The sequence below is a fragment of the Verrucomicrobiota bacterium genome, assembly GCA_016871535.1.
Taxonomy (GTDB): Bacteria; Verrucomicrobiota; Verrucomicrobiia; order Limisphaerales; family SIBE01; genus VHCZ01.
Genome location: VHCZ01000030.1, coordinates 12,641 through 38,341, shown reverse-complemented (window position 1 = coordinate 38,341; position 25,701 = coordinate 12,641). Strand labels below are relative to the sequence as shown.

Annotated in this window: 17 protein-coding genes; 6 read left to right on the top strand and 11 right to left on the bottom strand. The window is 59.4% G+C overall.

All coding sequences use genetic code 11. The features are described from left to right. Positions 1–204 precede the first annotated feature (204 nt). The 6 genes from FJ398_06430 to FJ398_06405 all read right to left on the bottom strand — a co-directional run bounded on the left by FJ398_06430 (position 205) and on the right by FJ398_06405 (position 8,468). A complete protein-coding gene (locus tag FJ398_06430) occupies positions 205–954 on the bottom strand; it encodes a DUF1080 domain-containing protein (GenBank protein MBM3837588.1) in 750 nt (249 codons plus the stop codon). A gap of 149 nt (positions 955–1,103) precedes the next feature. Further along, positions 1,104–3,098 carry a redoxin domain-containing protein gene (locus FJ398_06425; GenBank protein ID MBM3837587.1) on the bottom strand — a complete coding sequence of 665 codons (1,995 nt, stop codon included), beginning with the start codon at positions 3,096–3,098 and terminating at the stop codon, positions 1,104–1,106. 122 nt (positions 3,099–3,220) lie between these two features. Then, on the bottom strand, positions 3,221–3,643 hold the full coding sequence (locus tag FJ398_06420; GenBank protein ID MBM3837586.1) for a PIN domain nuclease: 423 nt from the start codon (positions 3,641–3,643) through the stop codon (positions 3,221–3,223). Beyond that, positions 3,603–3,818, bottom strand: a complete 216-nt coding sequence (locus FJ398_06415; GenBank protein MBM3837585.1) for a hypothetical protein — start codon at positions 3,816–3,818, stop codon at positions 3,603–3,605. The genes FJ398_06420 and FJ398_06415 overlap by 41 nt, the downstream gene beginning before the upstream one ends. A gap of 299 nt (positions 3,819–4,117) precedes the next feature. Further along, entirely contained in the window at positions 4,118–4,486 is a 369-nt protein-coding gene (locus tag FJ398_06410; protein ID MBM3837584.1) for a hypothetical protein, read from the bottom strand. A gap of 85 nt (positions 4,487–4,571) precedes the next feature. Then, the gene (locus FJ398_06405) at positions 4,572–8,468 is read right to left on the bottom strand and encodes a chromosome segregation protein SMC (GenBank protein MBM3837583.1); all 3,897 of its coding nucleotides are present in this window, start codon (positions 8,466–8,468) and stop codon (positions 4,572–4,574) included. A 390-nt stretch (positions 8,469–8,858) separates the two neighbouring features. On the opposite strand from FJ398_06405, the gene FJ398_06400 reads away from it, so the two are divergent. The 5 genes from FJ398_06400 (at position 8,859) to FJ398_06380 (ending at position 17,389) form a co-directional block, all read left to right on the top strand. Then, on the top strand, positions 8,859–10,391 hold the full coding sequence (locus FJ398_06400) for a DUF4080 domain-containing protein (GenBank protein ID MBM3837582.1): 1,533 nt from the start codon (positions 8,859–8,861) through the stop codon (positions 10,389–10,391). Between the two features lie 548 nt (positions 10,392–10,939). After that, positions 10,940–11,140 (top strand): hypothetical protein, encoded by a 201-nt coding sequence (locus tag FJ398_06395; GenBank protein MBM3837581.1) that lies wholly within the window; start codon positions 10,940–10,942, stop codon positions 11,138–11,140. A gap of 19 nt (positions 11,141–11,159) precedes the next feature. Beyond that, positions 11,160–12,332, top strand: coding sequence for a nucleoside-diphosphate kinase (locus FJ398_06390; GenBank protein MBM3837580.1), 1,173 nt, complete (start codon positions 11,160–11,162; stop codon positions 12,330–12,332). A gap of 247 nt (positions 12,333–12,579) precedes the next feature. Then, positions 12,580–15,807, top strand: a complete 3,228-nt coding sequence (locus FJ398_06385; protein ID MBM3837579.1) for a c-type cytochrome — start codon at positions 12,580–12,582, stop codon at positions 15,805–15,807. Between the two features lie 1,162 nt (positions 15,808–16,969). Next, positions 16,970–17,389, top strand: a complete 420-nt coding sequence (locus tag FJ398_06380; protein MBM3837578.1) for an Rrf2 family transcriptional regulator — start codon at positions 16,970–16,972, stop codon at positions 17,387–17,389. Positions 17,390–17,484: 95 nt separating this feature from the next. Here the strand turns inward: FJ398_06380 and FJ398_06375 are convergent, their stop codons facing one another. Both FJ398_06375 and FJ398_06370 read right to left on the bottom strand, forming a co-directional pair. Further along, on the bottom strand, positions 17,485–19,548 hold the full coding sequence (locus FJ398_06375; GenBank protein MBM3837577.1) for a thioredoxin domain-containing protein: 2,064 nt from the start codon (positions 19,546–19,548) through the stop codon (positions 17,485–17,487). Positions 19,549–20,075: 527 nt separating this feature from the next. Beyond that, on the bottom strand, positions 20,076–20,369 hold the full coding sequence (locus FJ398_06370; GenBank protein MBM3837576.1) for a hypothetical protein: 294 nt from the start codon (positions 20,367–20,369) through the stop codon (positions 20,076–20,078). Between the two features lie 27 nt (positions 20,370–20,396). On the opposite strand from FJ398_06370, the gene FJ398_06365 reads away from it, so the two are divergent. Continuing rightward, positions 20,397–22,712 carry a pyrroloquinoline quinone-dependent dehydrogenase gene (locus FJ398_06365; protein MBM3837575.1) on the top strand — a complete coding sequence of 772 codons (2,316 nt, stop codon included), beginning with the start codon at positions 20,397–20,399 and terminating at the stop codon, positions 22,710–22,712. Positions 22,713–22,916: 204 nt separating this feature from the next. Here FJ398_06365 and FJ398_06360 read toward each other — a convergent pair whose 3' ends face one another. From FJ398_06360 to FJ398_06350, 3 genes are all read right to left on the bottom strand, one after another. After that, a complete protein-coding gene (locus FJ398_06360) occupies positions 22,917–23,300 on the bottom strand; it encodes a hypothetical protein (GenBank protein MBM3837574.1) in 384 nt (127 codons plus the stop codon). Positions 23,301–23,521: 221 nt separating this feature from the next. Then, complete coding sequence (locus FJ398_06355) at positions 23,522–23,908, bottom strand: DUF1553 domain-containing protein (GenBank protein ID MBM3837573.1); 387 nt, start codon at positions 23,906–23,908, stop codon at positions 23,522–23,524. After that, on the bottom strand, positions 23,779–25,611 hold the full coding sequence (locus FJ398_06350) for a DUF1549 domain-containing protein (GenBank protein MBM3837572.1): 1,833 nt from the start codon (positions 25,609–25,611) through the stop codon (positions 23,779–23,781). The genes FJ398_06355 and FJ398_06350 overlap by 130 nt, the downstream gene beginning before the upstream one ends. Positions 25,612–25,701 lie beyond the last annotated feature (90 nt).

Below are 25,701 nucleotides of genomic sequence, written 5' to 3'. Positions count from 1 at the left end.
GCCCTACCGTCTGGTTCATGGGAAGTTCCCTTGGTTTCAGACCCAGGCTCGCAGCCCATGAACCCGTCGCTGGTAGGGCGAGTCCGTCCCGGCGAGCCGCTCGACATGCGTGGAACACGTCCGACTCAGCTCGCTGGGGACAAGCTCGCCCTACCGTCTGGTTCATGGGAAGTGCGAAAGAGGAAACACGCGCCAACAACCGACTTACTTTCCCTTGAGTTCTCGAATGCGGATATTCCGCAGCGCGGCGGTCGTCTGGTAGGTCGCGACACCGAAAGGGGCGGACAATTCGATCTCGCCCGGACGCATGCTGATCTTGCGGTCTTCCAGCGGCTGATCCGCAAACTTCTCGTCGTCGATCCAGGTCTCGATTCTGGCGGGGGTGACTCGGACGCGGATGCGATACCAGCGGTTCTTGTCGAAGTTCATGAACTTGGTCGTTTCGTTCTCTGAAGCGTCCATGCCGTCGATAGTGGAGATGCCGACCACGGCGCCGCCCCAACCGCCCACGACCAAACTGCAGTGGGAGTCGTTGACCGGAAACGTCAGGCAGCAGAAGAAGTCCTGGCCTTGGACTTTCATCGCTTCGAGTTCCACCTCGAAATTGGTTTTAGGGATTTCATTCGTGCAATTCACGCCCGTCAGAATGGCGCCCTCATGAAGCAGGAGTTGGCCGCCTTCGACTTCGACCTTTCCGGCGCCGGCGAAGTCAGTGATTTTCCAGCCCTTGAGCGTTTTGCCGTCGAAGAGCGGTTTCCAATCGCCGGCTTTAGGCGCCCCGTCTTTGGTGGACTGGCCTTCGGATTTAGGGGCGACGGCGGTCCCTTTCCCTTGCCTGGAGACGGAGTTTGGGGATTGGCCACCGCCGGATGTTTGCGCGAGGACCGTCACCCCTTCGAGTGCGCAGATCCATGCGATAATCCAAAGCGGAAAGAAGGATGAGCATGCTTTCATACGATCAGACTCTTTGATGCGGCTCCTATTGATAGGTCGGTCGGTCAGATCATAGCCGTCGCCGGTATCTGCCGAAACCGGTCAGGCCGCGGGTGATTTTTCTCGGAGTTCGTCCGAGTTTCCCATGAATCCACCCACTCGATCCGGGCCTACTGAATCACCGCGTAGTTCATGTAACCGATGAACATCTCGTCGTCCGTCTGCTCGCCGAATCGGACGGTCACGCCGGGATCCGGATTATCCGGGTTTTGGAGAGAATTATCGAAGGCGCCGCGGCAACGGACGATGGTCCCGGCGGGCAATCGCTTGGGCTGCGCGAGCCGGTACAAGGTTTGCCAGTGGAAATCGTATTTCGGGACCGAGAGCAGCACTTCGCTCGTGCCATTGGGATAGACCGCCTCGAACTTGAAGCGCGAGCCGCGATAATGCATGTGCGGCGCCAGTTCGTACAGCCAGACATCTTTGTTCAGCGACAGCATGACTTGCGCGGCGCTTTCGTATTCGGGTTCACCCGGAGGAATCGCCAGGAGCAGGGTCGCAGCCGCGCCGGTCTTCAATTCGAACGGAGGCGGCGATTTCATGAAATACAATCCGAGCCTGGTCTGGTCCGTCTCCGGATGGCCCGTGGCGGTGTAATGCATCTGGAAAGTGAGCGTCGCATTCTTCGGCAGAAGTTTGCCCGTGCCTTCGGGAAACGCCGTGGCTTTGGCGCCGGGCACATAGGCCGCGAAGTAGCCGCTCAAGCCGCCCCCACTGCGCACGAAGTCCACCAGAGTTCCATTGAACACCAGCGCATGGTGGACGGCGCGCGTATTGCCGGGCACGACCGCGGCCGCGCGCAGCCAGACATTGGAAGGCAAATTCAGGACGACCGACAGGTATCGGTATGGAATCTCGCCAGATGTGGGCAGGCTTTGCGCCGGGATTGAAATCACGTGATCGGGTTGCCCCAACTCGGCCGGCCAGGCGTTGGTATAGTCTTTGGGAGGCGGTTGAGTTGCGAACGAGTCCGCCAAAGGATCGGGGCCGTCGCCCCGCGGAGCGCCGCTCGCGATCCATTCCAACAGCAGAGAAGCTTCGGCGGGTTTGAGAGACGCGTCATTCAGGAAGGTGCCGTGAACTGGATCGGCGTGCCAGGGCGGCATCCGTCCGGCCAGGACTTCCTGTTTGATCGAGGCCGAAAACGATTTCAGGACGGCGTGATTGGTCATGGCCCACGGCGCGATGTTGCCCGGGCTGTGGCAGCTCAGACACTTCTCCTTCAACAACGGAGCGATCTCGACGGAGTAGGAAATCGCCTTGGAGGGAGGGAACGTGATCGTCGCACCCTCCGGCCGCGTGCGGTTGAACGTCACGGGTTTGGCCGCGAGGAAATTCTCCAACGCAACAGCAAAATAATCCTGCGCGTTCCCGGCACCCGCTCGGCTGTCGATGGCGCCGCGGTAAAAAATCGACCAATCCGCCGTATCGATGGCAATCGCTTCCGGGACCGTCGTCACCCCAAATTCTCGGGCGACAATCTGCGCGCGGTCGTGCAGCACGGGCCAATCGACGCCCCGGGCTTTTGCCAGCGCGGCGGTGCCGGCCCGGTCGCTCTGCGGATTGGCGTCGATCATCCAGAACAACGCGCCCTGGGAGTTGAAATTGTCGTTCAGGGTTTTGATGGCGGCCAGGGATGAGGGAGTCACCGAATCCAATCCATTAACGAAAATCAACACGACCACGCGGGCCGTGGAGTAATAGTTGAGTTCGCGCGACATTCCTTGGTGATCGATCAGCCGGAAATCGCTCGCGGCGCCGGCCGACGGGCTGGCCAACGCGCGCAGACGGTAAAAGCGATAAGGCGCACTCGACGAATTAACGTCGGTCCAGGATTGAGAACTTTCGGTGAGCGTGAGGGACAGCAGGAATTCCCAACTGTTGGCCGTTCCGGGATTGGAACTCTGCTCCAGGACGTACTGGCCGCCCAACGCGCCGCTGATTCCCAGCTTGATCGGGCGTTGAACGGGATCGATGGTCAACTTGGCGGGTTGGCCTTGAAGAAGCGACGTCTGGGACGCCACAACGCAAACGAGGAGGAAAAGGATTCGGCGCATGACGCTGGAAGATTGCATCGCGCCAGGCGCTAAGCAACCAAATTCCATGCGTCCGAGATAAACGCCGCTCGGCCAGTCCCTGGGCCCTATGGCGCCGGACCGGATTGCATCAACGACATCCGTGCCGGACGTGAGAATCCGATGAAAGTTTTGAATCGTCGATGGGTGGCTCAGACTTGCTCCACTTGCAGTTTGTCACCGGCGCACTTTCGGGCGGCGTCGAAGTGCGTATCCCGGCAAACAACAGGCAGCCCTGTGCGAATGGCCACCGTGGCGACGAACAGATCGTTCCGGGGAATCGTCAATCCTCTCGCTCGAAGTTGGCGTTCGAGCAAGGCTGCATCACGCCAGTCGCTCGGCTCGAATACGACATGGCGGCTGAGTGCGAAGGCCTGTTCGAGATCGTCTTCTTCGTCCGGCTTCACCCCACTGAGCAACTCAAATCGAATCGGGCAAGTATAGGCAGCGTGGTCGGCTTGGAGCAGTCGGGCCACGAGGCTCTTGACGTTGGGATCGCCCCTGCGCCGGAGGAATTCCACCCAGGCCGAGGAATCAATGAGCCTCATAGAGATCGCGGGCTTCCAGTTCCTCATTCGTCAGCGAAAAGTCCGTCGCTCCGGTCAACGCCCGCTCGATGAGACGCTGCTTTTGCTGGATGCGCAGGTAATCTGCGAGCGCTCGGCTAACCGCGGGCGATTTCTTCTTTTGCCCAGTCAATTGTTGAATTTTCTTCAATTCAGAAGCATCAATTTCGATGGTTATTCGCATACTGCGCGCTGACAATATACCTCAAATCACCGTCCGACAAGCAGCATTTTCTCATGGGAGAATCACCCATGAATCACCCATCATGCAGAGCAAGCAAGGGTGCGGCGTTCAGATCACAGGTTGGGACGGCTTTGTGACAGACAACCAATTCTCGGGAAACGGAGGCCATGGGTTTGCCTGCGAGTCGGTCGGCGCGACGGTTACTGATCACGGCAAACCGCGTCGAATGGAACGATGGACGCTCAAGCCTGCCTCTCCAAGTCGTGCCGAAGCGGCCTCAACGCCGGCGTGCGCTGAGGTTACTTCCCGGCGAGCTTAGACAAGCTCTTCTTGATCTCCACCAAAAGCGCCAGACCACGGTCCTGGTTGGCGCGCATATTGTCCTCCGCGGCGTGGAGAGTCTCGATCACTGCTTCGACAACCTTCGTATTCTTGTCTTTGGTGCGGAGCGCGGCCTGAATCAACATCGACGCGCCGGTAATCAAGAGGGTTTGTCCTTTGAGCTCGAACACATCGAGCGTGGGGCGAACCACGAAGTGCCGGGCGTGCCAGGTGAACTCGACGACGTTGGCTTGCGGATTCGTCCGCAAGTTGCTCATCGCCTTCTGATCCGGGAGGACTTTCCGGATGTGTTGGGTCAGTTCGTCCAGTTCTTGGGTTGTGGCCATGGGAATAAGCGTTTGCGCGTTAGCACGGTTCCAGCGTGAAGAAGCGCCGCTCGAAGATCAAGCCGCGACTTGCGGGTCGGCGACCCTACTTTGCCATCACCACGTCCATGGTTTCGGCGGTGGGCTGGAGGCGGTCTTCCTCCTCTTCCACTGGCGCCGGCGGCAGCGGCTCCAGCGGCACGGCCAGATGATCCATGGCCGGTTCCGCGGCTTTGTGAAACTTGACGCTGACGATTTTGCTCACGCCCTGCTCCTGCATGGTCACGCCATACAACACGTCGGCCATCCCGATCGTCCGTTTGTTGTGCGTGATGATGACAAACTGCGAATGGGCGAGAAACCGCTGCAAGACGCGGATGAACCGGTTGATGTTGGATTCATCGAGCGGAGCGTCCAGTTCGTCCAGGACGCAGAACGGGCTCGGTTTCACCTGATAAATCGCGAACAAAAGCGCCACGGCCGTCATGGTTTGTTCTCCGCCAGACAAAAGCGAAATGCTTTGCAGTTGTTTTCCCGGAGGCCGCGCCACGATTTCGATGCCGCTTTCCAGAGCGTCGCCTTCATCCACGAGCTGCAAGTCCGCCTTGCCGCCGCCGAAGACCTCGGTGAACAGACTGCGGAAATTCTCCCGGACCTGGTTGAAGGTGTCGCTGAACATCTGTTTGGTCTGGGCGTTGATCCGGTTGATGATATCGACCAACTGCTGTTTGGCTTTCACCAAGTCGTCATATTGCGTGGACAGAAATTGGTGGCGTTGCTCGGTCTCCTCATATTCCTCGATGGCCACGAGATTCACGGGGCCCATCTCGTCCAGCCGCGTCTGGAGCGCCGTCACTTGTTCGGCCACGGCGTCCCAGTCGGTCGAAGCCCCGCTGGCCGCCATTTCTTCTGGAGACAGCGTCTGCACCTTGGGAGGGCCTTGATCGGCAATCGTGATGGTGATGCACTCGCTGCGGACATCGTCCAGGTTCACCTGATATTTCTCGCGAACGCGCTGGCGAATATTATCGACGCCCATCCGCTTTTGCGCCAGTTCGACATCCATGGCGCCTCGCTGCTCTTGAAGCTCGGTGAGACGGCGGCGGCGTCCGCGCAAATCCTCTTCTTGAGTCGCGATGAATTCTTCCTGGGCCTGCTTCTCGCTTTGCAGTTCGGCGAGCCGGGCGTTCGCGCTTTCGCGTTCGCGCTGGAGGGCTTCGATTTTTCTCCGTGAATCGTCAATCGCGCTCTCGCACTGAATGCGCCGCTGGACGAAGTCTGCGGCGTCCGCGCGCTGCTGGGCCACCAACTGGATCAATTCGTTGAGGCGGTTTTGGAGGGATTCTTCTTGCTGGCGCAGGGACGCGCACAATTGTTCTTCAGCCGCGAAAGCCACCTTGGTTTCCGTCAACTCGGCGTGAGCCGAGTCCCGGCGCTGGCGCAAATTATCGAGTCCAGAGTTGATGCCGTTCAGGCGTTCTTGCAGGGCGCGGTCCCGAGATTCGAGTTCTCGGAGTTGGTCCGACAGCGCGGTGCGGCGGGCCTGCGCCTCCTGGTCCTGGGCGGCCAGGCTTTGAATCTCGTACACTACGGTGTCGATCTTCTGGTGCAACGACCGCAACGAGACTTGGAGCGCGTTGAATTCGCCTTGGCGCGTCGCAATCGCGACCTCGTGTTTGCGGAGGTCGGCCTGGGCTTGCTGGAGGCCCGCCTGCAACGCTGTTTGTTCGCTCTGCAAGGCGCCCTTTCGACGGCTGGCTTCGGCGATCTTGTCGTGCAAGTGGGTAAGCTGAGTCTGAAGTTCGGCGATCTGGTTCTTGCGGCCGAGAGCGGAGGAGGGCGCCTTCTGCGAGTAATTCCCGGAGCCCCCGGTATAAATCCCATGACGATCCAGCACTTCACCGGTCAAGGTCACGAAGACAAATCGACCGGGCTGCGACTTCCAAAAAGCCGTGGCTGCGGCCAAATCCTGGACTATGAAGGTGTCGCACAGCAACCGATCCAAAAGCGGACGGATGGACGGGTCGGCCTGGATAACGCTCAGAGCCAGCACGCGCAAAGCGTCCGGTGAAACTGAAGGGTCGGATGGAGATTCTCCCTCTCTTCCCTGCGAAGGGAGGAGAGCGCTGGGGAGCGGAGGACCGTCTTGATGGGATTTCCCCTCTCCTGCATCCTCTCCCCACTCGTGCCTGGCGGGGAGAGGAAGTGAAGCAGATGTCGATGGAGCGGGTTCATTCTGACTTCTCGACAGGGCAAGAGCCGCGATGCTGGCCCGGCCTTTCTTATTCGTTGTGAGGCTGGCCAGGATGGACTGAGCCGATTCGGCCTGTTCCGTGAGCGCGAGCTGCAAGTGATGGCCCAGAGCCGCCTCGACCGCCATGATGTAGTTGTCCGGCACGCGGAGTTTGTCCGTGAGCGACCCCAGGACGTTCTGAGTGCCTTTGAGCACAGCCAGCGCGCCGGCGCTGAAGCCTTCATAGTCGGACTGCAGTTGCTCCAGCACGTTGAGTTGCGAACGCCGCTCGGCCTGGTCGCGCAGCAAACCATCCAGTTCCTGGCCCGACTGATTCAATTCCTGCTGAATCTCGCGCAGGCGCCGTTGCCGATCTTCCACCGTGCCGCGGCTGACCTGGACGTTCTGTTTTTCGGTCTCCACCGTTGCGGCGAACTCAGCGAGCCGGGCTTCAAGACGGCCCCGCTCTTCTTCCAATTGAATTTTTTCCGCAGACAACTTCTCAAGACGCACGACATTGCCCTGTTTCTGGAGGTCCAGCGCGGTGATCTCATTCCGGGCGCGAGTGAGTTGCTGCGCCAGCCCGAAGGTCTCCGCCTGCGCCCGGCGCAACGCTTCCTGACGCTCCAGCAACTCGCGGTCGATTCGATGAAGGTCATCCTGCTTCTGGCGCAAAACCTCCCGATGCCGGTTGAGCGCCGCCCTCGACGCGGACAATCGGTCCGCCACGACCGTGATTTCCTGTTCCACGGCCGAACGGCGCTCCTCCCCCTGGGTGATCTCGGCATGCGTTCGGGCGTTTTGGGTTTCGAGTTCTCGGAGACGCTCTTCGTTGTAGTGAATGTTGGCCTCGTGGCGGTCGGCCTGGTTTTTCAATTCGTGGCCTTGCGATTCGGCGGCATGAATCTTTTCCTCGAGCTCCGCCAAAAGGCTCCGCAACTGCGAGATCTCTTCTTCGCTGCGCAACACGCTTTCAGAGCAAAGCTCGATCTCGACCCGGAGTTTCTCGAGAGCGGATTCCTTCTCGCGAATCTCGGATTCCAATAAGTCGAACTGGTGGCGCGCGAGTTGCGTGTCCAGATGCTGAAGTTCCAGCATGAGTTGCTTGTATCTGCGCGCTTTGCCGGCTTGACGTTGGAGGGAGCCGATCTGCCGTTTCACCTCCCGGATCAGGTCGGAGACGCGCAACAAGTTCTGTTCGGTGTATTCAAGCTTGCGGAGGGCTTCCCTTTTTTGGGATTTGAATTTCGTGATCCCGGCGGCCTCTTCGAAGACCATCCGGCGGTCCTCCGGTTTGCTGGAAATGATTTGGGTAATGTTCCCTTGGGCCATGATGCTGTAACTTGTCCGGCCTACGCCCGTGCCCATGAACAACTGCTGGATGTCTTTAAGCCGGCAAGGAATCTTGTTCAGGAAATACTCGCTGCCGCCGTCCCGGAACACGCGACGCGTCAGGGTGACCTCGTTGTAGGCCAGATCAACCCCCGCCGCCTTGAGATTCTCGGAATCCATGTCCCCAATGGTCAGGGACACCTCGGCCATTCCTAAGGGCTTCCGGTGGTCAGTTCCATTGAAAATGACGTCTGCCATTTCCCCGCCGCGCAAGGCCTTTGCAGATTGCTCACCGAGAACCCAGCGAATCGCGTCCGAAACATTCGACTTTCCGCAACCATTTGGCCCGACGATGGCAGAGACGCCAGGGAGGAAGTTCAGGGAGGTCTTGTCTGCGAAAGACTTAAAGCCTAAGAGGGTTAGGTTCTTCAAATACATCGAGACTTAATAAAATCGAAAAGAGGAACTCAAGTAAAGCCAAAACCTACAAGATGTTGTGCTTCTCCATACCTTGGAACACAACTAATCGCATAGCTTTCAAGTTTTGGCTCGTTCATGCCACGCTCTGAGCCGGGAATCTCATGCGTAAGTCAGATAGTGTCAAATGATTTTGCGGCTTTTTGCGGGCTGTAGGCCGGGCAATCAGGTCTGACGATCCTGGAGTTCTTCCTGGAACGCCTTCACGTCGGCTTGTTCCTGAATTTCGGTTGGTAAGCCTTTCTGTGAATCTGACGGATTCGACAGATTCGGGCGATTCGGGGCGATTCGGAATGTCTCTGGCCTTCTCCAGGTCGAGGATTTAACCTTGCAACGTTTCTTTACGAATCAATGGCCCGCATCGTTCTAACCACGCTCAACGCGAAGTTCATTCACGCGGCATTCGGGTTGCGCTACCTGATGGCCAATCTCGGTTCCCTGCGCGCAGAGGCAAGAATCCTGGAGTTCGATATCAACCAGCGCCCGATGGATATCGTGGAGAGGATTCTCGCTGAGAACCCCGCTATCGTCGGTCTGGGAGTTTACATCTGGAACGCGGGGCTCTCCCTCGAAGTCGTGAGCGCGCTGAAGCGTGTCGCTCACGGCGTGACGGTCGTGCTGGGCGGTCCGGAAGTCAGCTATGAGACCGAGGAGCAAGCCATCGCATCGGTGGCGGACTTTGTGGTCACAGGCGAGGCTGACCTGAAATTCGCCGAGATTTGCTCGCAAATCCTCAACGGCAGCCCTCCTTCGAGCAAGGTCATTGCATCTGAGTTGCCGGAACTGGGTCAACTTCTTCTGCCCTACGAATTCTACGATGATCGCGATATCGCGCACCGCGTCATTTATGTGGAAGCTTCGCGGGGTTGTCCGTTCACGTGCGAATTCTGTCTTTCATCGTTGGACGTGCCGGTGCGCCAATTCCCTCTGACGCGATTCCTGTCGGAGTTGGAACGCTTGCTGGAACGAGGGGTGAAACAGTTCAAATTCGTGGACCGGACTTTCAACCTGCATCTGAGCGTCAGCCAGTCGATCCTGGAGTTCTTCCTGGAACGCCTTCACGCCGGCTTGTTCCTGCATTTCGAGATGATTCCAGACCGCCTTCCGGATGGATTGCGAGCGCTGATTCAGAAGTTTCCTCCCGGCACCCTGCAATTCGAGGTGGGCATCCAGACGTTCAATGAGGAAGTCGCCAACCGAATCAAGCGTCGTCAAAACTGCCGGAAAGTCGAAGAGAATCTCCGCTTCCTGCGCCAACACACCGGGGTCCACATCCACGCCGATCTGATCGTCGGGCTGCCGGGTGAAAGCGTTGAAAGCTTTGGACAAGGATTCGACCGGTTGGTCGCGTTGGGGCCGCAAGAGATTCAGGTTGGCATCCTCAAACGTTTGCGAGGCACGCCCATCGTTCGTCACGATAGAGAGTGGTCCATGGTCTATAGCGCTCATGCTCCTTACGAGATTCTCCAGAACAAGCTGATCGACTTCGCGTCGATGCAACGGATGCGGCGTTTCGCGCGCTACTGGGATCTGGTGGCGAACAGCGGCAATTTCATCGAAACCACGCCTTTGCTTTGGATGAATTCAAACTCGCCGTTCGACGGCTTTATGCGGCTGAGCGACTGGCTTTACGCAAAGCTCGAACGCTGCCATAGCATCGGACTGGTCAACCTGGCGGAGATGCTGTTTGAGTTCCTGACCGTGACGCTTGGCCACGCCAAGTCGGAAGTCGCACTGTCGATGGGGCGCGATTGGTCGCGAAGCGGCCGTTCGGAAATTCCGGGATTCCTCCGCGATGTCCTTCCAGCCGATCAATCTCCTCAACGTCCAATGCCTTCATCGGCGGTCCCGAAGCGCCAGGCAAGGCATCTGGCTTCGGCCTGAGCGCCTTTTCAGAGGGGCCGGTCTCTAAGAGCGTGTCCGAAAATTGCGCGGGGTCCTGTTTTCGCGCCAAAGGCCGGATGGCGAGGCGCAACGAAGGAGAATATCCTCCCTGGATCTTCGACTGAGGAGCAACGAAGCCAGGCGGCCTTTGGCGCGAAAACCCTCCGGGCGGCGGGTCTTTTGTCCGTGGCCTGCGTTGGCTCGGTCCTTACAGCCCGCGTTGGGGATGCTCGGACCTCGCCGCCTTGGCCACAGCCAAAATCCCTCGCCGCAGGACCCCGCGGAATTTTCGGACACGCTCTAAGCTAAGTTATTGGGCCCAAAAGCATTCCGATTCAGAGGGCAAGCCAAGACCTCGTTTGCAAGCCGTTCCGAAAGCTCACCAGCGACGGGTCAAAGGCAGGTTGTCAAAAGTTGTTCTTTTCGGGCCAATAAGTGCCGATTTGCTCAGATTTCCGAAGGTTTCCCAGTTGACGTTCCGGACGAACCGCCCGTAAGGTATCGCCATGAACCACGCAGGGGCGTAGGCGGATCATCAGGATATTTGTATGCCAGAAGGATATTGCGTTAAGTGCAAAGCCAAAAAGGAAATTGCCGACGCCGTTGAAGAGTTGATGAAGAACGGTCGCAAGGCGATCAAGGGCAAATGCCCGACCTGCGGCGTGGTCATGTTCAAAATCCTCGGTGGCAAAGCGACTCCGGCTCCCGCTGCGGCAGCGCCGCAGACGCCGTCGCTTCCAGCCGCTTGATTCTCTTTCTTCGCTTCGTATGCCTCAGCAACTTGCTTACGTCATCATTACCCCTTACTCGCTTCACAAGTCCCGCACCGGGGGCATCCTGGCTCGTCTGATCACCCGGACGGGTTTGGATTTGGTGGCGGCACGAATGTTCGCCCCGAGTGCCGAATTGGTGAAGGAATACTCCGAGGCCATCGTGTCGGCCAACGATCCGCAAGACCGCCGGATTCAGGAGTTGATTCGAGATTACATCATTCAGAACTTCATGCCCGATCCGAAAACGCAGCGCTGCCGGCGGGTCATGATGCTGCTTTTTCAGGGTAGCGAAGCGGTTCGAAAAACCCGCGCCGTGGTGGGACACATCATTGCCAACCGTCGCGGCGGCGAAACCATTCGCGATACCTACGGCGATCTGATTCTCGATGAACGAGACCAGGTGCGTTACTTCGAACCGGCCGTCCTGGCGGCGCCCAACGTCGAGGAGGCGGCAACCAAACTGAAACTCTGGACGCAGTACTCGGACACCGACGGCGGCATCCTGGAAAACACCATTGCCTATGCTTCGGAGGAAAAACCCCAGCGAACTCTGGTCCTGATCAAGCCGGACAATTTCCGGTTCCCGACTGGGCGTCCCGGCAACATGATCGACTTTTTCTCCCGCACCGGCCTTTACATTGTCGGCATCAAAGTCCATCGCATGAGCGTGGCGGAGGCGGTCGAGTTCTACGGACCGGTTCGCGAAGTCCTGCGCACAAAATTGACCGACATCGTCGCCAGCCGGGCCAAGACGGTGCTCGAAAAGGAGCTGGGCTTTTCCATTCCGTTGGCGGACGAGAAACGGCTGGGGCAGCTTTTGGGGCCGCATTACGGAGATCATCAATTCGGGAATATCGTCAAATTCATGTCCGGCCGCGCTCCCAGTGAGTGCGACGAAACCCTCCTGCACGCGCCCGGAACCGAAAAGTGCATCGCGCTCGTCTATGAAGGCCCCGAAGCCGTGCGAAAAATCCGCGACGTCCTCGGCCCAACCGACCCCTCCAAAGCGCCGCCCGGTTCGATTCGCCGCGAGTTTGGCCAGACCATCATGGTTAACGCGGCGCACGCCAGTGATTCCGAGGAAAACGCGACACGCGAAATCCGCGTCGTCAACGTCGGCCAAAACACCTTCTGCAAAGTCGTCGAAGAGTTTTACGGCAAGGTCTGATTCCCACTGAACTGTCCCACCAGCCACCTATTAACACCCCGCTTCAGCGGGGTGAACGCCGGTCGAGCCACAGGGGAGTCGTTTGAACGGTTTCCTCCTCGGGGAGAGACCCGGCGCGCCGCCAACCGTTGAAACGGTTTTCCACCTGGACGCTGTTTCGGCCCCCCCCCCGCGCAAGCGGGGTGTTAACGAGAAGGCCAGAGATCGAATTTTGACTCTTTCTTTTAGTCGGTTTCCCGATTTAACTTTGTTCCGCTTTGACCGCCAGATGCGCTGTGCTGTGATTATGATCATCCTCGCCTTTCGATCCCGGTTCTTGACCCGTTGGACCGCACCCCTGACGCTCGGTCTGAGCCTTATGGCACCTCACGCGCTGAGTGCGGCGGAACCAAGCCGAGCTGCCGGCATCGACCAGCGCGTTCCGTGGACGAGTTCCCGCATCAGCGGCACACCCGAACCGCCGCCGCCTTACCGGATCGAACGCGTTTTCCCCAAACTTGCCTTCAGCAATGCCGTCGATTTCGCGAGCATCCCGGGCACTCGCCGACTTCTGGTTGCCGAACTGGCCGGGAAGATTCTCTCGTTTCCCAGCGATGCCGCCGTGGTGAAGCCCGACCTGTTTGTAGATTTGAAGAAGGAAATCCAGGTCATGGAATCGCTCTACGGCGTGGTGTTCCATCCGAAGTTTGAAGAAAACCGCTTCGTTTATCTCTGCTACGTCCTGAAATCCGATCTGAAAGACGGCAGCCGCGTCTCGCGCTTCGCCGTCAGCAAAACCGACCCGCCCCGTCTCGAACCGAAGAGCGAGAAAATCCTGATTACCTGGCTGTCCGGCGGGCACAACGGCGGAAGCCTGCAGTTCGGTCCGGATGGCTATCTTTATATTTCGACGGGCGATGGCGCCGGGCCGAATCCTCCGGACCCGTTGAAAACAGGCCAGGACAACTCGGACCTGCTCTCTGCCATTCTCCGCATTGATGTCGATCGGACAGACGAAGGGAAGGAGTACCGAGTGCCCCCGGACAATCCCTTCGTGGGCATGCCGAACACTCGGCCGGAAATCTGGGCTTACGGTTTCCGCAACCCGTGGCGGATGAGTTTCGACAAGAAAACCGGCGAACTCTGGACCGGCGATGTCGGTTGGGAACTCTGGGAACTCGTCTATCGAATTGTGCGGGGCGGCAACTACGGCTGGAGCATCGTCGAAGGTCCGCAATCGATCCATCCGGACTGGCCACGCGGCGCGACGCCCATTCTGCCGCCGGTCAAAGCGCATCCCCACTCGGAAGCCGCGTCCATCACCGGCGGCTACGTTTACTACGGCAGCCGCCTGAAGGAGTTGGTCGGCGCGTATGTTTACGGGGATTGGGTCACCGGCAAGATTTGGGCCCTGCGCAACGACGGCGACAAGCTCACGTCGTTGCTGGAGTTGGTGGACACGCCGCTGCAGATCATCTGCTTCGGCGAAGACACGGCCGGCGAGCTTTACATCGTGGATTACGTGGGCGGCATTTATCGGTTGGAAAAGAACCCGCCCTCGACCGCGCACCTGAATTTCCCGCGCAAGCTCAGCGAAACCGGTTTGTTTGAATCGACGAAACGCCACCAGCCTGCGCCGGGCGTCGTTCCCTTCTTGGTCAATGCCGAAATGTGGGCTGATCAGGCCTTGGCCGAGCGCTTTGTCGCGCTGCCGGGCACGTCGTCCATCCAAACCGGCGCCACCAACGTCTGGCTTTATCAGTCCAAAAACGAATGGCGTTACCCGACCAATTCCGTGCTCGCGAAGACGCTCTATCTTTATCTCGAACGCAGCGCCTCAACGTTGCCGCGCCGCATCGAAACTCAAGTCCTCCACTACGACGGCGCCGATTGGCGTGCTTACTCCTATCGCTGGAACGAGGAGCAGACTGATGCGACGCTCGTGGACGCCGCCGGAGATGAGCAAATGTTCGAGACCAAGGACGACAGTTCGCCCGGCGGACGCCGCAAGCAAACCTGGCGCTTTCATGCCCGGAGCGAATGTTTGCGCTGCCATAATCCCTGGGTGAACTACGCGCTCGCGTTCACCGCTCCGCAACTGAACCGCGAGGCGCGATACGCCTCGAATCGTCCGCTGGCCCCCAACCTGCCTCCGGAGATGAATCCCGCGCCGTCCGCCACGGAAGCCATCAAGGCGGCCAACCAGCTTTGGACTTTTTCGCACCTGGGCTATTTCGATCAGCCGTTGGACGAGCGCGCCCGCCCCAAACTCAGCGATCCTTACGACACGCTGGCTGATTTCAATTACCGCACCTTTATTACGCTCGGCCCGGCCAAGGCTCCCCCGCCGCTGCCCGGACTCAAACACCGCAAGGACGAGGAGATTCAAGCAGTCCTCTTCACCAACCTCAACGAACGCGTCCGATCCTGGCTCCACGTCAATTGCGCTCATTGCCACCGGGAAGGCGCCGGCGGCTCGGTCGTGTCGCACTTCGATTACGAGACCAAGCTCGACGCCATGAAAGCGATTGGCCGGCCTCCGTCGCAAGGCACATTCGGCCTGGTCGGCGCCAACGTGATTACGCCGGGCGATCCTCATAGCTCCGTGCTTTATTACCGCATCATGACCACGGGGCAGGGGCGTATGCCGCACATCGGTTCGAGATGGGTGGATGAGGCGGGAGCGAAACAGATTCACAAATGGATCACGCAACTCCCCCTCGAACTGTCCGAAAACAAAAGTCGCGACCCAGCCGCTGAAGCGCTGCGCGCGCAAAACGCCCAGGCGCTGCAAGGCCCGGCGGCTGGCCCGCCCGGCCTTCCCGGATTGCCTGGCCAACCCGGCCCGGCTCCCGCTCCCATCGTTGAGCGCTTGCTCGCGACTTTCAACGGCGCGCTCGCCCTGGCAAGCGAACTGACTTTTCAAAGTCCTTCCTACGCGGCCGAGTTGCTCGACAAAGCGGCGATTCATCCAGCCTTCCAGGTGCGCGACCTGTTCGAGCGCTTTCTCCCGGAGGAAAAGCGCCCCAAGAAACTTGGCGCCAGTGTCAAACCTGGCGAAATCCTGGCGCTCAAGGGCGACGCCGCGCGCGGCCGGAAGATCTTCTTCCAGGAAGGCTCGTCCCAATGCCAGCAATGCCATCGTCTCGAAAACCAGGGCCGCGAATTTGGCCCGGACCTCAGCCACATCGCCTCGAAATACGACCGCGCGCAAATCCTGGACAACATTTTGTTCCCGTCGAAGGTCATCGAACCCAATTTCATCACCTACCAGGTTGAAACCAAGGACGACTTGATCTACAGCGGGTTTCTGCTCAAACGCACCGAACAGGAAGTGGTGCTCAAGGACGCCAACACGCAAGAAATTCGCGTTCCGATGACCGAGGTGAAGGGCCTGAAGCCCCAGCAAATCTCCGCCATGCCCGAACTGCTCCTCCAGAGCATGACCGCCCAAGACGTCGCGGACCTCCTCGATTTCCTCGCGTCGCTGAAGTGACGAAGTGACAGGAGTTGAGAGGGGTTGGGCGTTGAGAGACGCGCCAGATCATTCCATCGGTGACATTCGTATGAGGATCAGGCGCACCCTGAGTTCCCGATACGTTTTTGACGGCGCTCATCAACGCCGAGTATCCACACCTGGCGCGGGCGATTGAACTGAAATCAGCGGGAACAGTCGTCCCTCTGTAAACGACGGCGCAGCGAGGCTCCCGCAGAGCCGTGCGGCGATGGCGATTGGCGGTTCTTCTATGGCGAAATCCGGGAACCGGGATCGGCGTGTCGCCTCATACGCTTAGCCGTAAGTAGGCAGTCGAAATTGGGGAGCATACGCGCCCTCGCGTGTATCGACCGGCGCCCCGTTGTAGAAATTCAGTCACCAAAGGGTGACCGCTCTTGCGAGTGGTGTGGTCGGCGAGGGCGCGGACCACAGCACGCGAGGGCGCGTGCGCTCCCCATCTGACCGAATGGATACGGCTGAGTGGTCATGGGCATAAATACGATGACGTTCGCGGAATGAGACTTTTTCACATCGCCATTCCATCGGGATCCTGGAGGACAAGCGGGTCCGAACTCCCGTTGCGGCGGCCGTTCGAGCGCCCGCTCTATCCGGAGCGGGTGCTCCGCCGGGCCGCCCACGGCCTGGGTGATGGCAGAATTGCGGACGACACTTCGGACGAGGGACGCGACGCTCGGCAGCCGGACCTGAAGCAATCTGCGGGATGTCCCACCTGCAGCGTGTCCCTTCGTCCTGTTTTTGCCTCCTCCGAATCAGTTCTCGACCTCCTCTCCTTCCCGTCAGGTTCCGTTTTCCAATGTAGGGCAGGCTTTTCAAGAATCTCGTCGTACGACCGCGCGGGGGGTGCGATTTAAAGTGTCGGTCAGCCGACTCCGATTGACTTCCCTCTCTCCCCGCGAGGAACGAGTGGGGAGAGAGTTGGAGAGAGGAGTTTCTTGGAAACATCGGAGCCGAGCCAACGCCCCTCCTCTCCCCAGCCCTCTCCTCCCTTCGGGAAGAGAGGGAGAAGACTTCGTTACCCGACAGTTTTACTCGCACGACTGCGCGGGCAAGCTGCCCGCGCTCCTTGTCGAATCAGCCGTACCGCATGTCCGAAGCGCCACTTTTGATTGCGCAAGCTCCCTCCGCTTCTTAGTTTAACCCGGTGAAACTCTCCGTGAAAAGCGATTACGCCGTGCGAGCCGTCCTAGGATTGGCCGCGCGCTTTGAACAAGAAGTCGCGGTTCGTGCCGAAGACGTGGCCGTCGAACATGGAATCCCGGTCAATTATCTGGTCCAGATTCTGATCGAGTTGAAGTCGAAACAAATCGTGAAAAGCCAGCGCGGCAAGGACGGCGGATACCTGCTGGCCCGTCCGCCGGCGGAGATTACGTTCGGCGACATTCTGCGCGCGGTTTACGGTCCCATCCTGGATTCCCCGGCCTTGAGCGATCCGCAGTGCGGCGCGGAGATTCGTGAAGCGTGGCGAAGACTCGGAACGGCCTTCGAGGAAGCCGCGGACGCCATTACTTTCCAGCAATTGCTCGACGCCCGCCCAGACAAGGAGAAGATGTACTACATCTGAGTCGCGTCATGCGGAAGGACCTGTTTGGAATGAAACGTGCAGAACATCCCAAATTTTGGCCGACCGGCCAAAATTGAATGAATCGACCGGGGCACTTATTTCAAAAACTTCGCTACGGTTTCTCGGTCATGCGTCGGTGGCTGGCAGGCTTTGCCCGTGCAGAGATAAGCCGTAGGTTTGCCTTCGTGCAGCGGCAATGTCGTGGCGAACGGCTCGACCGGTCCGGTGTTGCTGAGCACCACTTTGACCGGTTGATACACCGTGTGCGCCGCTCGCAACAGTTCGCGCGTCACCGGCGACTTGGGGTCACCGGCGATCACCACCCGCTTCGGTTCTTCGAGCCAGAAATCCAGCCCCAGCAGCAGATACGGCACGGCTTGCGGGATTTGTTGCATGCGCTCAGCGAGAAGCCGCAGCGTCTTTTCGGCGGCTTGCTTGAATTCGGGGCGGTCGGTGATCGCAGCCAACTTCAACAGCGCGAGAACCGCCACAGAGTTTCCGGATGGCTCCGCGCCGTCGTAATCTTCCTTGATGCGCAGAATCAAATCTTTGGAATCAGCGGCGCTTTGCCAAAAACCGCCTTCCTTTTGGTCGTAGAATTTTTCCAGCATCGATTCCGCGAGCGCCAGCGCAAACTCGAGATGCTGCGCGGCCAGCGTCGCCTCATACAGACCGATCGTGCCGGCGAGTAGATTCGCGTAGGCATCGAGCAATTGCACCGAGTCGCGCTCGCCGTCCCGCCAGCGGTGATACAACGTTTTGGTTTTCGCATCCCACAGTTTGGCTTGGAGCAAAGAAAAATTCTTCTCCGCCGCGGCGCGGTAGTTTTCGTCGCCGAGCACGGCGTAAGCGCGCGCGATGGCGCCGAGCATCAGTCCGTTCCACGAAGCCAGAACCTTGTCGTCGAGGTGCGGACGGACGCGTCTGGCCCGCGCGTCGAACATTTTCCTTTTCGCCGAGACCAGCAGACTCTGGTCGCCGGGAGAAAGATTCGGATCGACGATGCTGAGGACATTTTGGTTGGGGAGCGGATTGGGGTCGCTATGGTCTACGAAATTGCCGGCCTCGGTAATCCCGAAGAAACGCACGGCAACGTTGAATTCTTCCGTTGTGAGCAATTTCGACAATTCGTCGCGTGTCCAGCAGTAAAACTTGCCTTCCTTGCCTTCGCTGTCCGCGTCTTCCGCCGAGTAAAACCCGCCTTCGCGATGCGTCATGTCGCGCAGAATGTAGCGGAGGATGTCGCGGGCCGTGTCGGCGAAGCGGGCTTCGCCGCTGATCAAATGCGCGTCGAGGTAGAGGTGGACCAACTGGGCGTTGTCATAGAGCATTTTCTCGAAATGCGGCACGAGCCATTGGGCATCGACGGAGTAACGCGCGAAGCCGCCGCCCAGTTGATCGTACATGCCGCCGGCCGCCATGCGTTCGCAGGTGTGCAACACCATTTTGATCGCTTCCGGGTCGCCGGCCCGAACGCCGTGCCGCAGCAGAATCGCGGGCTGGCTGGGGCGGGGGAATTTCGGCGCGTTGCCAAAACCGCCGTGGCGCGGATCGTATTCCGATTTGAATTTGCGCGCCGCGGTTTCGAGGATAGCAGGAGTGAGCAAGATCCCTGGCGCGGCTTCCAGTTCTGTGGCGTTCGCCAGATGCTCGTGAAGTTTGCCGGCTGAATTGCCGATATCTTCCCGGCGCGTTTGCCAGAGATCCTGGATGCGCTCCAGCACTTGAAGGAAACTGGGCCGGCCATATTTGGGTTCGGGAGGAAAATAAGTCCCGCCGTAAAATGGCTTGAGGTCCGGCGTCAGAAAGACATTGAGCGGCCAGCCGCCGCCTTCGCCCATGGCCTGGACGGCGGTCATGTAGATCTTATCGACGTCGGGCCGCTCCTCGCGATCGACCTTGATGCTGACGAAGTGCCGGTTCAAATACGCTGCCAGTTTTTCGTCTTCAAACGATTCGCGTTCCATGACGTGGCACCAATGGCAGGTGGAGTAGCCGATGCTGAGCAGGATGGGTTTGTTTTCGGCGCGCGCCTTGGCGAACGCCTCCTCGCCCCACGCGAACCAATCGACCGGGTTGTGCTGGTGTTGGAGCAGATACGGCGACTTCTCCCGCGCCAACCGATTGGTGTGGGGATGTGCGACTTGTTTGGTGGACATGGCGGAGCTGGAGGTTGGCGGCGAATTGCTTTCGGAAGTGGGCCGGCAGGAAGGCGCGGTCACGGCGAGGAAGCCGGCGAAAACAAACAGGGTAGCGAAACCGTCTTTTGGATTAGGCGACACCGCTCACCTTAACCCGGTCTGAGCCCGGAGCAAGGCGCAAACGGGGACACCCCGGTGCGTCTCACGGCTGATTCAAGAAGGAGCGCGGGCAGCCTGCCCGCGAGAGGTTTTCTGTCCGGATTCCTCGGAAACACACGGGCGCGGCTGCCCGCGCTCCTTTCCCGGCGAGAGAAGATTAAAGTGAGGGAGAAGCGCTCGCGCTCCCGAAGGGTTCGTTTTGGAGTGAAGCGTGCAAGGATTGTCGTTCATTCGTCGATTCGCGGTTAATCCAATGGTTCGGCCTTCCACTGATCGAACTCAGGACCGTACCTGACGAGTCCGCCCTCGCGCGGCAGAGATCCCGGCTGGAGTTCCAGAACCATGAACTCATCGGCTCGTTCCCGAAGGCTGCGCTCCGCATGGTTCTATTTCGTAAGCCCCAGAAATTCGCGGTGCGGTTCGTTGTCGGTATTCCACATCCGCAGGTCGCGATCTCTCTTTCCAAAATAAGCATCCTCAACCCGGAGGCTCTCCACGTGCCCATCGCAAAAGGCCATATTCAGCCGGCCTTGGTGCCGCGTTCGTCCCGTGGCTTTCACGGGCGACGACGGCGGGTGACTTCCCTGTTCGCGCGCCAGATCTCCGAACGTTTCATAAACGTCCAAAACGAACGAGAAGCGCTTGAAGCGTGGGTTTGGGAGTGGCTCTGCGCTTGCAATCCTCCGGCGTTCAGCCCAAAAGGATTCATGATCCGCTCAGGGCGTGTTTTGAGAATCACCACTGCTTGTAGCAACCGAGGTAACGAGGCTCTGAGTATTTCGGATTTCGGATTTCGGATTTCGGATTTGAAGAAGAGAGCCGCGGTACGTTGCGACGATTTTCAAAACACGCTCTCAGGACAGGCTCTCAGTTCGGTAGCGCTGTTCTTGACGGCCTTTGTTCTCCTTTCTGATTCCGCCTGCCTCGCCGCTGCGCCTAACGGCGAATGGCGAGACCGGTTCGATAACTATGCCGATTGGGCGATCTACCAGGGCGACAAAAAGGCCAACCAGTATTCCACACTGTCCCAAATCAATTCCACGAACGCGCATCGCCTCCAGGTCGCCTGGGAATACCGGCACGGCGATCCCAACGGGCCTTCCATGTACAGCAATCCGATCGTGATCGATGGCTTGCTCTATTTCACCACGCCGAAGGTCAACGCCGTCGCTCTGGATGCAGCCACTGGCAAAGAGGTGTGGATTTTCGAATCGGCCAGATACAATGCCGGGAACCGCGTTTTCCGCGGGCGCAATCGCGGCGTAGTTTATTGGGAGGACGCCCGGCGCGAGAAACGGCGCATCTTCAATTTCGTCAAGGACCGCGTCTATGCCATCGACGCGAAAACCGGCGCGCTCATTGAATCGTTCGGCGAAGGCGGCTTCATCGATTTGCGAAAGAACCTGCCCGTGGACCCGGCCAGAGCGTCGATCGAAGTCACCGCCCCGGGCATCATTTACCGCAACCTCCTGATTGTCGGCTCCCGCGTGCCGGAGGAAAACGATTCCACGCCCGGAGATGTTCGCGCTTACAACGCAGAGACCGGCGCCTTCGAATGGATTTTTCACACCGTTCCGCTCAAGGGCGAGTTCGGATACGACACCTGGCAATGGCAGGAAGGCGAGACCTACGGCGGCGCGAATCCTTGGGGCGGCTTTTCCCTCGATGAACAACGCGGCTGGGTGTTCTGTGCCACAGGCTGTGGTGCGGGAGATTTCATCTACGGCGGCACGCGCAAAGGTATGAATCTTTTCGCCAATTGCGTCCTGGCGCTCGATGCCAAAACGGGCCGCCGCCAGTGGCATTATCAGACGGTCCACCACGACATTTGGGATTACGACAACCCTCCCGCTCCCATTCTGGCCACCGTCCACATCGACGGCAAACGCCGCGACGTCGCCGTCCAACTCACCAAGATGGGCCTCACTTTCGTGTTGGATCGTGACACGGGCCAACCGGTGTTTCCGGTCGAAGAGCGTCCCGTTCCCGTTTCCAAAGTGCCTGGCGAAGAAGCCTGGCCGACTCAACCGTTTCCCTCGAAACCGCCGCCGCTCGTTCGGTTGGCCACGTTCGAGGCCGACCTCACCAACGTCACGCCCGAATCGCGCGCCTCCGCGCTGGAGCAGTTCAAGCAGCATGAAACGGGTTTCCTTTACACTCCGGCATCGCTCCGCGGCACCATCACGACTCCGGGCCACCAGGGCGGCGTCGAATGGGGTGGCGGCGCATTTGATCCGGCCACGGGCGTTCTTTACGTGAACGCGAACGAAGCGCCCACGATCAATCGGTTGAAACCGCTGGCCGAACTTGACCTGGCCACCGCCACGCCCGTTCAGCGAGGCGCAATGATCTACAACACGACCTGCACTCCGTGCCACGGTTTCAATCGCCAGGGCAACCCGCCGCTCTATCCTCCATTGAGCGACGTTCGCCTGCGCCTCAAGTCCGAGGAGATCCGAACCGTGCTTCGCTACGGGCGCGGAATCATGCCGTCGTTCGACCACTTTACCCCCGCGCAACTGGACGATCTTCTCGCTTACCTCGAAAGCAACGCCGAAGACGCGCAAGATGTGGCTTCGGTGGGTTCAAAAGGACGTTACGCCCAGATTGCGCCGTTCTTCGAGGATCCTTACGGCGCTCCAGCCATCTCGCCGCCCTGGGGAACGCTCAACGCGGTTGATCTCAACAAAGGCGAAATCCTGTGGAAAGTACCGCTCGGAGAGTATCCCCGGCTCGCGGCCAAAGGCATTCGCAACACCGGCGCAAAGAACTTTGGCGGACCGATTCTGACGGCGGGAGGCATTATCTTCATCGCCGCGACGCCCGATGAGAAAATCCGCGCCTTCGACAAATACACGGGCAAGGTTTTGTGGGAATACAAACTTCCCGCCGGCGGTTACGCCACGCCCAGCACTTACCAAATCAACGGCAAACAATACGTCGCCATCGCGGCCGGCGGCGGCGGCAAGCTCGGGACGAAATATGGCGATTCCATCCTGGCCTTCGCGCTGCCTGGCTTATGAGGGGAGAACGCTGGCGACACATACATCCCCGGAGTGGTTGACCAATTACCGACGGAACCTCGAAGAGATTCTGAAAAACCGCCGGTTCACGGACATCCCCAACATCGAGTTTGCGAACATCGACTTTCTGCCCGAACCGTTCGCCGTGTTTCAATACTACCGCTACGGCATTCGCCACCCTCACGTTGCCGACCGGAAGAAAAATCAGGCCCTGGTCATCGACTTTGGCGGCGGCACGCTGGACGTTTGCTCTGCATCGTGCATTTCCTCTTCCGGCAGCAAGTTGCACCGCCGCAGTTCGTCGGCGAGTTCTACCACCTGTGCGGAGGAGTATGGCAGCTCCAGCAATGGACGGAACCGGCGCTCGTCGCGAATCTGTCGTATCGCCTTTGCAGAAAGGAGGCACGCCTCCTTTGTCCGGCCTGAGTCCGCCAGGAAGGCCAATTCTTCAAGCACGCTGGGGAGGACGAGTTTGTCCGTATCAGGTAACCGAAGCGAGATAACGGCGACGGCGTCTAGCACATCGTCCACTTCACCCGCCAGATCGAGCAACACATTCGTGTCAACGGCCAGGCGCAGCGGTTTCACGTCCGTAGAGCAGTTCGGCGACGCGTTGTTGTGCATCCCGCAGTCTGTCCAGTTTCATCGGGGACCACACGCGCCACCGCGTGTCTCGACCGGCGCCTCGCCGGTCGAAATCGTCACGTCCTCTGTGACCATAATGATGGTTTCTTCGACGGCACACAGTGTTCGGCGAGGGCGCCGAACACTGCACGCGAGGCGCGTGCGCTCCCCACTTAAACGGAATCTCAATCGACATGCACAAACTCATTGCTGTTGAACAGTACGAGACAAAAATCGCTCAGACCCTGCTCGGCAATGAAACGGCGGGCGGATGCAAGCTCCGGCTCGGTCGTGTCACGCAGCAAAGCCAGCTTGTACGACTTTCTGATCTGAGCAATCGGATCGTCACCGGCCTCCCGGGTGAGCCGCCGCGCGAAGGCCTCTGCCGCTCGCGTCATGAATTCATTGTTTAACATCGCCAGCGCCTGCAACGGCGTTGTTGTCACCGTCCGACGCGGAATCGAGATCGACGGGTCGGCGCAGTCCAGCGAGAGGCTTCCGCGTTCCACCGCGATGCTTGCTGGTAGCAGGCCGAAGTGACGACGAGGCGGTGCAGTTTTTTCAGGCTCCAACGCTCGCGGATCAACTCGCCCGCCAGCCAGTCGAGCAACTCCGGATGCGAAGGCCGCGCTCCGTTCGCGCCCAGGTCGTTCGGAGTTTCGACCAGGCCGGTGCCGAAATGATAATGCCACAGGCGATTGACCACCACGCGAGCCAGCAGCGGATTCTTCGGATCGGTGATCCACTCGGCCAGCCTGACGCGGCGTTGCGCTTCCGGCGCATCCGGCGGCAGGCCGAAATCCGCGGGCAGACCTTCCACCGCCGAAATGCCCCCCGGGCCGACGACTTCGCCAGGGCTTCGAAAGTCACCGCGATTCAGCATGCGAAAGAGCTGCGGCTGCTTCGGAACAATCGCGTTCACCGATCCGCTCTCCAGCCACCGCTGGCGCATCTCCAGGTGGGACACCTCAAAAACCAGCCGCCGATATTCCGAACGCCGTTCTTCCGGCAACCGGTCGAGGATCATGCCGTAAGGCGCGTGCGGTTTGGATTCGCGAGCTTTTGCGACCGCGGACTTGGTGTTCTCCCATTCCCTTCCTTTGCTGGCCAGATTCTCCCTCGCCTTCTCCAGTTCCTTCGCCAGTTTGGCCTGGTCGGAGTCGTTCGCGGCTTCCGCCTTCTTCTTAGTCTCGACAAGTTTGACCGCAGCGTCTTCCAAAGCATGGCTGGCCTTGGCTTCGGAAGCTGCGGCGGATTTGACAGCCTCGGCCCGAAGATCCGCTTCGACTTGCCTTCGGTGGACCCCTTCGATTGCGGATACACGCGGGCGAACTTTTTCGATTTCCGCGGCCAGTTCTCGATGCTTTTGCTGCGCTTCATTCCGAGCCTTCTCGGAAAGGAATTCACGCGCGCCCGGCCAGACGCCGCCCAGGGCCGCCGCAATCTGGTAATACTCCCTTTGCGGCACGGGATCGTACTTGTGGTCGTGACAGCGCGCGCATTCAATCGTCAGGCCGAGGAACGTTTGGCCGAGGCTGCCGACGAGGTCTTCCAACTGATCCTGCCGCGTTGCGGCCCGCATCGCCTCGGTGCCGGCGGTCGTGCCCGATAGATCGTATGGACCAGTGACAAGGTAACCAGTGGCAACCACGGCTCCGGGATCGTCCGGTTTGAGAACGTCGCCAGCCAATTGCAGCCGCACGAATTCCGGGTAAGGCAAGTCGTCATTGAACGCTTGAATGACCCAATCCCGATACGGCCAGGCGTGGGGCCGCAGCGTATTCCGCTCGAATCCATCGCTTTCCGCAAAGCGAACCACGTCCAGCCAATGCCGCGCCCAGCGCTCGCCGAAATGAGGCGAAACCAGAAGGCGGTCCACGACTTTCTCGTAAGCGCGCGGCGAATCGTCATTCAGAAAATCTTGAAGTTCCTCCGGCGTGGGCGGAAGGCCGATCAGGTCAAACGTCACGCGGCGGAGCAAGGTCCTCCGATCGGCGCGCGCGGATGGCGCCAAACCTTCGGCTTCATGCCGGGGCAAAACGAAGCGGTCGAGGGCATTGATCGGCCAATCGCTTCGGACCACGGCTGGAGGCTGCGGGTCGGTCAGCTTGCGCAGCGCCCACGACTGGTTGCGCGAGCGTGGCTCCGAAGTCCTGTCCGCGCTGGACGATCCTGCAGATACGGTCAAGTCAGCACTTGCAACGAGGCCGCAGAAAAACCCGAGGGCCGCGCGCAGCAGCCGCGCCAGGCCAAACTTGGAACTGCCGTGGTTCATTCAGCGTCCATTTGGGATCACGTTCTCTGTAACACGTGAGCCATCTCTATGCAGCAGAAAACAGACTCTAACCTCGGATGGACCCGGATG